Annotated in this window: 9 protein-coding genes and 2 tRNA genes; 5 read left to right on the top strand and 6 right to left on the bottom strand. The window is 76.8% G+C overall.

Features of this window, described 5'->3' with window-relative positions:
• Nucleotides 1–111 precede the first annotated feature (111 nt).
• Nucleotides 112–393: a carbon storage regulator CsrA gene (csrA, locus tag ACUN9U_RS12985; protein WP_445485415.1), complete on the top strand. Its 282-nt coding sequence runs from the start codon at nt 112–114 to the stop codon at nt 391–393.
• Here the strand turns inward: csrA and ACUN9U_RS12980 are convergent.
• The 5 genes from ACUN9U_RS12980 to ACUN9U_RS12960 form a co-directional block, all read right to left on the bottom strand.
• The gene (locus tag ACUN9U_RS12980) at nt 329–1,540 is read right to left on the bottom strand and encodes a glutamate--cysteine ligase (protein WP_445485414.1); all 1,212 of its coding nucleotides are present in this window, start codon (nt 1,538–1,540) and stop codon (nt 329–331) included. The genes csrA and ACUN9U_RS12980 overlap by 65 nt on opposite strands.
• 49 nt (nt 1,541–1,589) lie before the next feature.
• A complete protein-coding gene (locus tag ACUN9U_RS12975; protein WP_445485413.1) occupies nt 1,590–1,901 on the bottom strand; it encodes a DUF6480 family protein in 312 nt (103 codons plus the stop codon).
• Nucleotides 1,898–2,482: a type 1 glutamine amidotransferase domain-containing protein gene (locus ACUN9U_RS12970; protein WP_445485411.1), complete on the bottom strand. Its 585-nt coding sequence runs from the start codon at nt 2,480–2,482 to the stop codon at nt 1,898–1,900. The genes ACUN9U_RS12975 and ACUN9U_RS12970 overlap by 4 nt, the downstream gene beginning before the upstream one ends.
• A 126-nt stretch (nt 2,483–2,608) precedes the next feature.
• Nucleotides 2,609–4,279 carry an LCP family protein gene (locus ACUN9U_RS12965; RefSeq protein ID WP_445485410.1) on the bottom strand — a complete coding sequence of 557 codons (1,671 nt, stop codon included), beginning with the start codon at nt 4,277–4,279 and terminating at the stop codon, nt 2,609–2,611.
• Nucleotides 4,280–4,428: 149 nt separating this feature from the next.
• Entirely contained in the window at nt 4,429–5,865 is a 1,437-nt protein-coding gene (locus ACUN9U_RS12960) for an LCP family protein (protein ID WP_445485409.1), read from the bottom strand.
• A gap of 286 nt (nt 5,866–6,151) precedes the next feature.
• Between ACUN9U_RS12960 and ACUN9U_RS12955 the strand changes: the two genes are divergently transcribed.
• Nucleotides 6,152–6,242: transfer RNA gene (locus ACUN9U_RS12955), tRNA-Ser, on the top strand.
• An 82-nt stretch (nt 6,243–6,324) separates the two neighbouring features.
• Here the strand turns inward: ACUN9U_RS12955 and ACUN9U_RS12950 are convergent.
• On the bottom strand, nt 6,325–7,893 hold the full coding sequence (locus ACUN9U_RS12950) for a hypothetical protein (protein ID WP_445485408.1): 1,569 nt from the start codon (nt 7,891–7,893) through the stop codon (nt 6,325–6,327).
• A 144-nt stretch (nt 7,894–8,037) separates the two neighbouring features.
• On the opposite strand from ACUN9U_RS12950, the gene ACUN9U_RS12945 reads away from it, so the two are divergent.
• The 3 genes from ACUN9U_RS12945 (at nt 8,038) to ACUN9U_RS12935 (ending at nt 11,214) form a co-directional block, all read left to right on the top strand.
• A tRNA-Arg gene (locus ACUN9U_RS12945) sits at nt 8,038–8,110 on the top strand.
• 126 nt (nt 8,111–8,236) lie between these two features.
• Entirely contained in the window at nt 8,237–9,466 is a 1,230-nt protein-coding gene (locus ACUN9U_RS12940) for an FIST signal transduction protein (protein WP_445485407.1), read from the top strand.
• 8 nt (nt 9,467–9,474) lie between these two features.
• Nucleotides 9,475–11,214 (top strand): diguanylate cyclase domain-containing protein, encoded by a 1,740-nt coding sequence (locus tag ACUN9U_RS12935; RefSeq protein ID WP_445485406.1) that lies wholly within the window; start codon nt 9,475–9,477, stop codon nt 11,212–11,214.
• Nucleotides 11,215–11,224 lie beyond the last annotated feature (10 nt).

The raw sequence follows: 11,224 nt of genomic DNA, 5'->3' as shown, positions 1-11,224 counted from the left end.
GCCTGAGCGCTCCCCGATGGGCCGGTCGGCGACCGGTCCGCGGCGTCGTCGGTGCAGGTGGTTCCGGCGTTTCGCCCGTGGCGGTGCGTACCGGACGGCTACGGTGGGTGGATGCTGGTCCTCACGCGACGTGCCGGTGAGAGCGTCATGATCGGGACCGACGTGACCGTCAGGGTCCTGGAGATCCGCGGTGACGTGGTTCGGGTGGGCGTGGACGCGCCCCGCGACGTCCAGGTGCACCGCGAGGAGGTGTTCCACGCCGTGCGCGCCGCCAACCTCGAGGCCGCCAGCACCGGCGCGGCGCCCTCCCCGGCCGTGCTGGCGGGTCTCAGGAAGCGCCCGCCGGCGCCGGCTCCGGTGCCGGCCCCGGCCGACCCTCCCGCAGCTCCCTGACGAGGGAGCCCACGACGGCCTTCAGGTCACCGCCGCTGGCGCGGGCCACCTCGCGCTGGCGCTGGTAGCTGGCCCCCCGTGCGGGGATGGCGGCCACCGCTGCCAGCTCCTCGCTGCAGCCCAGCCGCCGCGCCACGGGCTCGAGCCGCTCCAGGACGTCGTGCAGGTCGTCGGTGACCAGCCGCTCGTCACCGGCGGCGCTGGTGATGATGATCGCGTCGAGGCCGTAGCGGGCGGCGCGCCACTTGTTCTCCTGCACGTGCCACGGCGGCAGCACCACCAGCTCCTCACCGGCCTCCAGGCGCGCGTCCAGGTCGACCACGAGGCAGTGCGTCAGCGCCGTCAGCGCCGCCAGCTCGGCCTCGGTGGGCACCCCGTCGCACACGCGGACCTCCAGCGTCCCGATGCCGGGGGAGGGCCGCACGTCCCAGCGCACGTCCTTGAAGGAGTCGATGACGCCGGTGTGCAGCAGGTCGCCCACGTAGGCCTCCAGCTCCTCCCAGCGGGCGAACTGGAACGGCAGCCCGGCGGTGGGGAGCTGCTGGAACATCAGCGCCCGGTTGCTGGCGTAGCCGGTGTCGACCCCGGCCCAGTACGGCGAGCTGGCCGACAGCGCCTGCAGGTGGGGGGCGTAGGCGAGCATCGCGTCCAGCACCGGCAGCACCTTGTGCACGCTGGACATCCCCACGTGCACGTGGACGCCCCAGATGAGCATCTGGCGGCCCCACCACTGGGTGCGCTCGATGAGCTCGGCGTAGCGGGGCCCCTCGGTCATGGTCTGCGCCGACCACTGCGCGAAGGGGTGGGTGCCGCTGCACGCCAGCTCCAGGCCCATCGGCCCGGTGACGGAGCGGACCTGGGCCATGACCTCGTGGAGGTCGGCGACGGCCTCGGCGACGGTGTCGTGGACGCCGGTGACCAGCTCCACGGTGTTGGTGAGCAGCTCGTGGGTGACCCGCTGGCGCCCGTCGGGGTGCGGCGGGCGCCCGTGCAGCTCCGCCAGGACCTCCGCGGCCCTCGGCGCGAGGTCGCCCGTGGCGGCGTCGACCAGGGCCACCTCCCACTCCACCCCCAGGGTGGGGCGCGGGGAGGCCCGGAAGGGCAGCGCACCGCGGCCGGCGTGGGGTCCGAGGGACGGGGTGGTCACCCCGCCACCTCAGCACACGCGGCCGCGGCCCGCGCCACCTCCGGGTGGATCAGCCCGAGAGGCGGGCGACGAAGAAGGCCAGCGCCGCCGCCGCCACGAGGACGGCGATGACGATCGGCACCACGAGGTTGGTGCGCCGGCTCGGCAGCCGCGGCTCGGGGGCCGACAGACCTGACGTGCCCGCCTCCGAGGGGGGCGTGTCACCGGGGCGCACCCCGCCGCCGGGCTCCAGGCCCGGGGTGGTCGCGGGGTCGGGGTCGGGCACCTCGCTGGCGCTGCCGGGCCGCTCGCGGTCAGCGCCCTCGTCCCCGTGGCCGCCGTCGGGACCCGTGCCGGGTCCGCCGCCCAGGTTGGCCGTCACGCGCTCGCGCCGGCCGCCGCGCCGGTCCGCAGCGAGCCGCCGCGGCCGAACTCCTCCACGATGGCCGCGCAGAAGGCCGGCAGGTCGCCGGGGTTGCGGCTCGAGACGAGCCCGCCGTCGCGCACCACCTCCTCGTCCACCCAGTTGGCGCCCGCGTTGACGAGGTCCGTGCGCAGGCTCGGCCAGGAGGTGAGCGTGCGGCCGCGGACGACGTCGGCGGTCACCAGCGTCCACGGGCCGTGGCAGATGACGCCCACCGGCCTGCCGGACTCCACGAACCGCTTGACGAAGGCCACCGCGGCCTCGTCCGTCCTCAGGTGGTCGGGGTTGGTGGTGCCGCCCGGCAGCACCAGCGCGTCGAAGTCCGCCGGGTCGGCGCCGGCCACCTCGGCGTCGACGTCGAAGGTGTCCTTGGGCTCGACGTCGTTCTCGTAGGCCTGGATGGAGCCGCTCTCCAGCGACAGCAGCACCACCTCGGCGCCGGCGCCCCGGAGGGCCTTCACGGGCTCGGTGAGCTCCACCTGCTCCACGCCGTCGGCGGCGAGCACCGCGACCTTCCGTCCCTGCAGCTGATCGGTCATGGCTGGGCCCTACCCCGCCGACCGCTGCTCATGCGGTCCCCGGTGCGGCCCCGGTTCGCCGAGGGCCCGCACCCGGGTGGGTGCGGGCCCTCGGCCTCGTGCAGTGCCGCCGTCAGCGGCCGCCGGTCAGCAGGTGGTCGTCGGGTCGACCGCCTGGTGGGGGTCCACCTCGGCCGGCGCCGGGGCCGGGGCGCCGCTGGCCGGTGCCGAGGCGTCGGCGGGGGCGGCGGGGGCCGGCGGCGGCGGGTACAGCGCCTCCTGGACCATCGCGCGCAGCGCGTCGTAGTCCGGGTCGCCGGTGGAGATGTTGGCGCTGGTGACCGACAGCGCCCGCAGGTCACCGCCCTTGACGGTCTGCCCGAGGGTGACGAACGCGTTCAGCTCGTCGGCGGGGATGTCGGTCTGGATGTTCTTCTCGGCCGCCTCGGCGATGGCCGGGAAGGCCTGCGCCAGCGCGAGGGCGTCGTACTGCTGCACCGCTGCGGAGACCACGCACTGCTGGCGGGCCATGCGGTCGTTGTTGTCCGAGCCCTCGCGGGAGCGGGCGAACCACAGCGCCTGGTAGCCGTCCAGCTGCTGCGCCTGCCCCTTCTTGATCCAGCCCGTGACCGGGTACGTGCCGCCGGTCTCGAGGTTGTGGCCACCGCCGATCGGGATGTCGCGCGGCACGTTGAGGGTGAGGCCGCCCATGGCGTCGACGAGCTGCTGGAAGCCCTCCAGGTCGACCATCGCGTAGTAGTCGACGTCCAGGCCCGTGGCGGTGCTCACCGCCTCCTTCGTCGCCTCCACGCCGGGGTCGTTGCCGTCCTCGGTGCCCCCGAACATCTCCGGGTGCAGCGTGCCGAACAGGTAGACGGCGTTGAGCATGCAGCCGCCCTCGCCGTCCTCCTTGCACGCCTTCGGCCACGCCTTCGCCGCGGCGCTCCCCTCGGGGAACGGCACGTCCTCCAGCTGGCGGGGCAGGTTGAGCAGCGTGGTGCCACCGGTGCGGGTGTCGATGCTCGCCAGCATGATCGTGTCGGGGCGGGTGCCGACACGGTCGGCACCGGTGTCGGCGCCGAGCATGAGCACGTTGACCCGCGGCACCTGCGCCCACGGGTCCGCTGCGCCGGTGTCGGGCCCGTCGCCGTCGCGCGACTCCGAGCCGAAGACCCCCTCGAGCAGGTCGTGGTTGGCCATCGCGTAGCGGGCGGCGGTGGCCGAGGGCGCCACCACGAGGGCCAGCAGCGCCGTCACCAGCACCAGGGAGGCCAGGCGCTGGCCGCGCGAGAGGCGGCCGACGGCGGGTGAGCGGCGCAGGCCCGCGTGGCTGGCCACGACCACCAGGCACCACAGCAGGGCGCCGACCACCGCGCCGGCGGCGAGCACGAGCATGGCCGTGGGGTTGAAGACCACGCTGCGGGCCAGCGGCACGAGCCGGCCGGTGGCCACCACCGCGCCGAGGGCGCCGAGCGCCGCCAGCACCGGCAGCAGCACGAGCCACCCCCAGCGGCGGCCGGCGGCGACCAGGCCGGCCCCCGGCAGGGCGGCGCCGAGCACGGTGAGCAGCACCAGGCGGGTGAAGCCCTCGCCGGTGCTGCTCGCGTGGCGTCCGCGGGGGTCGTCGCCGGCGTGGATGAGGGTCACCTCGCTGGCGGGGCGGGACGGCGGGCCCTCGGGCGGGCGGCGCGGGGCGGGCGGGCGCGCCGCTGTCGCGGTGGCGCCGCGCGCGGGACCGGCGCCGCGCGCCCCGCGCACGTCGCGGGAGTCGCGGACGTCGCGTCGCCGCGGGTAGCTCCCCGGTTCTGTCACGGTCACCAGACCCCCTCGGGCCCGTGCGTCTCGGTCGCGCACGGCGGAGGGCCATCACACCACCGGGACCCCGCCGAAACGCCGGATTCACCACGTGACGCGCTGGGACGGTCACCTGTGGTAGCGGACCGGGCGGCCCCGCGAGCCGCCGGCGCTCAGGACGGGCAGACGGCGTCGGCGTCGACGGCCTCGCCGCTGGGGGTGCTCTCGGTGGCGCTGGGAGTGGCGCCGTCGGTCGGCGACGGGCTCGGCGCGGGCGTCGTCGGGGTCGGTGAGGACGACGACGACAGCGGCGGGGGTGGCGGCGGCACGAGCGCCTGCTCCACCAGCGCGTGGATCTGGTCGTAGTCCGGGTCGCCGGTGTTGACGAGCGGCTCGGTGAACGACAGCGAGCGCAGCGGTGCCTCCTTGACCTTGCGGCCGAGGTCGACGAAGGCCGAGAGGCGGCTGGCGGGGATGTCGGTGCTCACGTCGCGCTCGGCGGAGGCGGCCAGCCGCGGGAAGGCGCGCGCGAGGTCCAGCACGCTGTACTGCTCCACCGCGGCGTTGATGAGGCAGCGCTGGCGGTCCATCCGCTCGTTGTTGTTGGACTCCCAGCGGGAGCGGGCGTACCACTCGGCGTAGTAGCCGTCGAGCAGCTGGTCGGGGCCCGGCTCGATGTAGCCGGTCACCGGGTAGGTGCCGATGACCCGACCGGAGGCGCTCAGCCGCTCGCCGCCGCCGATGGGGATCCTGCGCTCGACGGTGAGGCGGATGCCGCCCATGGCGTCGATGAGGTCCTGGAAGCCCGCGAGGTTCACCATCGCGGTGTAGTCGATCTTCATGCCGACCACGCCCTCGGCGGCCAGCTCGGTCGCCGCCAGCCCCGGGTCCTCCGCGGCGGGGAACAGCTGCGGGTTCTGGGTGCCGAACAGGTAGGCGGCGTTGAGCCAGCAGCCGCCCGTGCCGTTGGCCTGGCAGGCCTCCGGCCAGGCCTGCGCGGCGGGCGTGCCGGCGGGGAAGAAGTCGCCCGACAGCTGGCGGGGCAGCCCGAAGATGACCGTGTCGCCGGTGGCGGTGTCGATGCTCGCGACGATGACCGTGTCGGGGCGCGTGCCGGTGCGGTCAGCGCCCGCGTCGGCGCCGACGAGCAGCACGTTGACGCGGGGGATGCCCTCCCAGGGGTCCTCCTCGCTGCCGGTCGGCAGGCCGCTGGCCGCCTCGTCGTCGAAGACGGTGGTCAGCAGCGAGCGGGAGACCAGCGCGTAGCGCGTGGCGGTGGCGGCCGGCAGCGCGACCACGGCGACCAGCACCGCCACGAGCAGCCAGGAGGCGACGCGGTGGCCCTGGACCCCGCGGTGGCGCCGCTGGGCGAGGTGGGTGGCCACGACCACCGCGGCCCAGGCCAGCCCGGCCACCGCCGCGGCGACGGCCAGCCACAGCAGCACGCCGGCGTCGAGCACGTACCGCTGGGCCACCTCGACGGCGCGCCCGGACAGCCACAGGGCCGCTGCCGCGCCGACCACCAGGGCGAAGAGGACCAGCGCCAGCCAGCCGAGCGCGCGGCGGCGGGCGTTGAGCAGACCAGCCCCGGGGACGGCGGTGCCCAGCACCGTCCAGCCCGCGGCGCGCCCGAAGCCCGGGGCGCCGTCCCCGCGGTGCTTCGGGGGGGTGGCGGCCGTCGAGCCGGTCCGCGTGGTCCCGTCCAGGTCGGGTCCTCCGTCGCTGTGAGTCGTCGTGGGCGCTGCTCAGGGGCTCGCGCCGGCAGGTGCCCGGTGCGGCAGCGCCCCATTGCAGCACCTGTTCCTGGGGACTGCTGCACGCGCAGCACGAGGACGGCGTAGGGTGGCGCTGCGCTCACGGGTGCGCTGCGCGGCGACGCGCGTCCCCGTGGCGCGAGGAGGTGTCGCCTAGTCCGGTCTATGGCGCCCGCCTGCTAAGCGGGTTTGGGTGTTAAAGCCCATCGCGGGTTCAAATCCCGCCACCTCCGCCCTCACGGGACGACGAGGCCCCCGGCTCGGCCGAGCCGGGGGCCTCGTCGCGTCCCGCCGCGCGTGCGGCGCCGGGCGGTGTCACTGGTAGCTGACGAACACCGGGCTCGGCTGCTGCTCCACCGTCTGGGCGGGCGAGAAGGTGGGGGAGTCCTCGTCGTAGAAGTTCTTCCACCCCCAGACGACGCCCGGCGGGGCCTCCGCCTGCAGCGCGCGGTACGTCGCCTCCTTGTCGCCCGGCGAGCCGGCGCCGTCGGCGTGCACCACGAAGGCCAGCTCGTCGTGGCTGGTGTCCAGGGAGGTCCGGCCGGTCACCATCGACAGCCTGAACTGGTGGAGCAGGAACACCTTCTGCGGCAGCTGCCGCTCGCGCACCAGCTGCGCCAGCCAGGCCGCGGTCTGGTCCACCTCGGCCGCCGAGACGCTGCCGATCTGGTCCAGGTGGCGCTGGCCGGGCGCCAGCCGCCACTCGGGGTCCAGCGCCAGCCCCACCCCGGGCAGCGCCAGCAGCTCCTCGTAGGCCTGCGCCTGCTCGAGGAACGTCGAGCGGCCGGGCTGCAGGTCCAGCACCACCTGCACCCCGGCGGCCAGGGCCTGGTCCACCACGGGCCGCAGCTCCTCGACGGGGGTCTCGGTGGAGTAGTCGCCGTCCGGCCCCGGTGAGCTGCTGGCCACCGTCGCGATCACCTCCAGCGCGGGCGCCGGGGGCAGCGCGTCCAGGCCGGCGTACTGCTGGGCCACCTCCCGCGCGCGGGCGAGGCCCGCGGCGGTGTCCTGCTCGCCGAGCACCCCCAGGCTGGGGGTGCCGGGGTGGCCGTACAGCGCCACCAGGCGCCGGCCCGCCAGCGGCAGCTGGCCGCCCAGGCCCTCGGGGCCCGGCACCTGGACCCCCGTCCGCACCACCGCGAGGCGCTGCTCGAGGCGCTCGGCCGGCCCGAAGGCGTCACCCAGGGCGACCACGGGGACCTGGGGGGAGGCGCCCAGCTGGTCCACGAGGGCCGCGTCGGCGCGCGGGTCGGCGCCCGGCAGCGCGACCGGTGAGGCGCCCGCAGCCCGGGCGGTGGCCTCCGCGGGCCCGGCCTCGGGGGCGCCGGTGGTGAGGACCACGGCGGTCGGTCCCCCCGCGGACGGGCTCGTCGCGCTCGCGCCGGCGTCGTCCTGCGCCTGGTCGAGCAGGGACTGGGCGTCCTCGGCGACGACCAGCCCGCGCTGGGCGGCTGCGTCCTGCGCCTGCTGGCCGACCGGCACCACCTGCGCGCCCAGGCGGGCGACCTCGGCGGCTCCCGCGTCGCCGGCCACGAGGACGGGCACGCGCAGGCGCTCCGCCGCGGCCGCCGCGGCGGCCTGCGAGGCGGTGTCGTCGGCGCCGACCAGCAGGGCCCGCTCGGCGCTGGTGAACAGGGCCGCGCTGGCGCCCGCCGCCAGCGCGTCGGCGCCACCGCCGCCGACCAGGGTCGAGGCCTGCGCCGGCACCACCGCGACGGCGCGGCCGGAGGCTGCGACGGCGTCGGTCGAGGCCGGGGCGCTGGCGCCCGCGGGGCGGTCCGCGCCTCCGGGGGGCTCCTGCCCGGTGCAGCCCACGAGCACCAGCGACGCGGCCAGCGCTCCGGCGGCGAGGGCTGTGGGAGGGGACGGCGAGCGGCGCAGCACCGGCCGAGCCTCGCCGACCGCGCCGCCGCCCGCCAAACAGCGCTGGTCGCAGACCCACCCGGTGCCACCCGCGCCCGCGGGGTCACCCGGGGGACCGGTTCGCGAGCACGTCCAGGCGTCGGGTAGTGTCTTCACCGCACTCCAGCGCCCGTAGCTCAACGGATAGAGCATCTGACTACGGATCAGAAGGTTGCAGGTTCGAGTCCTGCCGGGCGCGCTCGTTGAGACAGCGACGCACAGGCCCCTGAGCAGCCGCGAGGCTGGCAGGGGCCTTCTGCGTGCCGGGTGGTCCGCGCTGCACCCCCCGTTCAAGCCCACCACCGCGGGTGCCGATCACTGGCAGGTGACCTGCACCGCCAGCGGCGCCGCCACCAGCACGCTCGAGGACGCCGCCTCCGCCGGTGCGGCGGCGGCCCGCGCTGCCGTCGAGGCCCTGGAGGGCGCACGGCCCGGCCTGGTGCTGGTCTACACCAGCGTGCGCTACGACCTGAGCGCCCTGCTCGCCGGCGTGCGCTCGGTGACCGGCGCCACCCCGCTGGTCGGGTCGACCTCGGCCGGGCACGTGGTGGCCGGCCGCTACTGCGCCCCCGGCGAGGGGGTGGCCGTGCTGGTGCTCGGCGGTGACCGCTACCGCTTCAGCGTCGCCTCCGCCACGGGCATGGCCGCCTCGCCGGAGGACGTCGGCGAGCGGCTGACCTCCGCGGCCAGGGCCGCGGCCGCCGCCGCCGAGGCCAGCGAGGCCAGCCAGACCAGCCAGACCAGCGAGGTCGGTCCCGGCGCCGGCGGCGGGCCGCGGCCGCACGCGGCGGTGCTCCTGCTGACCGACGGCCTGGCCGGTGACGGCCAGCGCGTGCTCAAGGGCGTCCACCGGGTGGCCGGGGCCGCGGTCCCCGTGGTCGGCGGGGCCGCCGGCGACGACCGGCAGATGTCGGCGACCTCGGTCTTCCACGACGACCGGGTGCTGTCCGACGCGGCCGTGGGGGTCTGGATCTCCTCCCCGCAGCCCCTGCACGTCGCCTCCGCCCACGGCTGGCTCCCGGTCTCCGCCCCGGAGGTCGTCACCCGCGCCGAGGGCCTGGTGGTGCACGAGATCGGCGGCCGTCCGGCCGCTGAGGTGTACGGCCAGCACGCCGCCCTCGGGGAGGTCGGGGCGCGCCTGGCCGTGGAGGGCGAGTCCCAGGCGAGCTACGGGCTCGGCGTCATCGAGCCTGACGGCTCCCACGCGGTGCGCGGCGTCTACCCCCTGCCGGGCGGCGCCCTGGGCACCTTCACCAGCATCGAGGAGTTCTCCGCGGTGCAGGTGGTGACCGCGGGCCCGCAGGCGGTCCTGGACACGGTCGAGCCGGTGGTCACCGCCGCGGTCGGCGACCAGGAGCGGCCGGGTGCGCTGCTGGTCTTCGACTGCATCGGACGGGCCGACATCCTCGGTGCCGCGGTGCACGAGGAGGCCGCTGCGATGGAGGGGGCTGCGCGCGGCGCCCGGGTGTTCGGCCTGTACAGCTACGGGGAGTTCGCCCGCAGCGCGGGCGTCGGCGGCACCCACAACGCCACCCTGTGCGCGCTGGCCCTGTGATGGCCCCTGTGACCGAGGCGGACCCACCGCCGCCGGCGGGTCCGGCGGACGTGCACGACCCGGGGGTGGCCGCGCTCGTCGCCGACCTGCGGCTGCAGCTCGACGCCGCGCGCCGGGAGGCCGCCGCGGCGCGCGAGTCCGCGCGCCACGCCCACCGGGACTCCGCCCGCCTGGTCCGCCTGCTCACCGCCCTCGCCCGGCCCGCCAGCGACACCGCCGCGCTGCTCACCTCTGCCCTCGAGACCATCTCCGAGGCCTTCGCGGCCGACGTGGTCTGCTTCGTGCGCCCCGCCACCCCCGTGGCCGCCGGTGACGCCGAGCACGTCGTGGTCTCGGCCTGCGGCTTCCCCCGCGGGACCGCCCCCGCCCTGCCCGTCCTGCCGCGCGAGCTGGCCGACGCCGCGCCCGGCGCCCCCGGGGGTGGCTGCGGCGGGTGGTCGTCGGCGAGCCACCCCCTGCACGTCGCCGGGGTGGCCGTCCGCTCGGGGGCCCGGCTGGTGCTGGACCCCGCGGACGCCGCGGCGGGCAGCCTGCTGGTGCTGCGGGGCCTGCAGACCGCCTTCACGGCCACCGAGCTCAAGATGCTCCAGTCGCTCACCGAGCGGCTGTGCGCGGCGCTGCAGGCCTGCGAGCGCCGCGCCGCCGCCGAGGTGCTCGCCGCCGCCGGCCCGCGGCTGACCCGCCACCGGGCGGGTGACGACCTCCTGGCCGAGGCCGCCGGGATGCTGGTCGCGCTCACCGGCGCGGAGTGGGCGGGGGTCGTCGAGGTGCGCGACGGCCTGGCGCACCTGTGCGCCCAGAGCAGCCCGGCGGGCACCGACCTCACCGACAGCTGGCCCCGGCGCGCCGAGGACCTGCTCGGGTGGCAGGACCTGCGCGCCGGCCGCCCGCACCTGTGCCACGACCTGGCCGCCGTCGCCGGGCACCCGGACCGTCCACCGCGCAGCCGGGTGAGGACGGTCCTGTGCGTGCCGGTGGTGGCCGAGGGGGCCACCCAGGTGCTCCTGTACGCCCTGCACGGGACGCCCTCGGCGTTCTCGCGCGTCACCGCCGAGGCCGTCGAGCAGTTCAGCAGCGGCCTGTCGGGTGCGCTGGTCTCCTCGCGCCTGCACGAGGCCCTCCGCCTCAGCGAGCAGAGCGCGCGCCACCGCGCCAGCCACGACCCCCTCACCGGGCTGGCCAACCGGGCCCTGTTCCGCGAGGAGCTCGAGCGCCGCCTGCACCCGCGGCGGCCCGCCCCGCCCGACCAGGGGCCGGCTCAGCACCCCGCCCCCCTCGACGGCGCGCCGGTGGGAGGCGTCGGCGTGCTCTTCTGCGACCTGGACGGCTTCAAGGACGTCAACGACGCGCTGGGCCACGACGCCGGTGACCAGCTGCTGCGCCAGGTGGCCGACCGGCTGACCGCCGTGGTGCGCGCCGAGGACCTCGTGGCCCGGCTCGGGGGCGACGAGTTCGTCGTCCTGGTCGACGGCGTGGCGGAGGCCCGCTCGCTCGAGGCCGTCGCGGAGCGGGTCCTCGCCGCCCTCGCGGCGCCCTTCCCGCTGGACGGCCTGCGCGGGGGCGTGGAGCCGGTGCTGGTCGGCGCGAGCCTGGGCGCCGCTGCCGGTACTGCGGGTGAGCGGCCCGAGCAGCGCGCCGGTGAGCTGCTGCGCGCCGCGGACGCGGCCATGTACCAGGCCAAGCGCGCGGGCGGACGGCGACTGGTCGCCATCGACGTCGACGTCGACAGCGCCCTCCTGCGCACCTGACGGCGCGGTC

It is taken from the genome of Quadrisphaera sp. KR29, assembly GCF_052644995.1.
The sequence above is the reverse complement of the archived record's forward strand: the minus strand, read 5'-3'. Positions and strand labels throughout refer to the sequence as shown.

Bases quoted from the DNA above. Each gene is read 5' to 3' on its own strand.
- csrA (WP_445485415.1), top strand. From the start codon at position 112: ATGCTGGTCCTCACGCGACGTGCCGGTGAGAGCGTCATGATCGGGACC.
- ACUN9U_RS12970 (WP_445485411.1), bottom strand. From the start codon at position 2,482: ATGACCGATCAGCTGCAGGGACGGAAGGTCGCGGTGCTCGCCGCCGAC.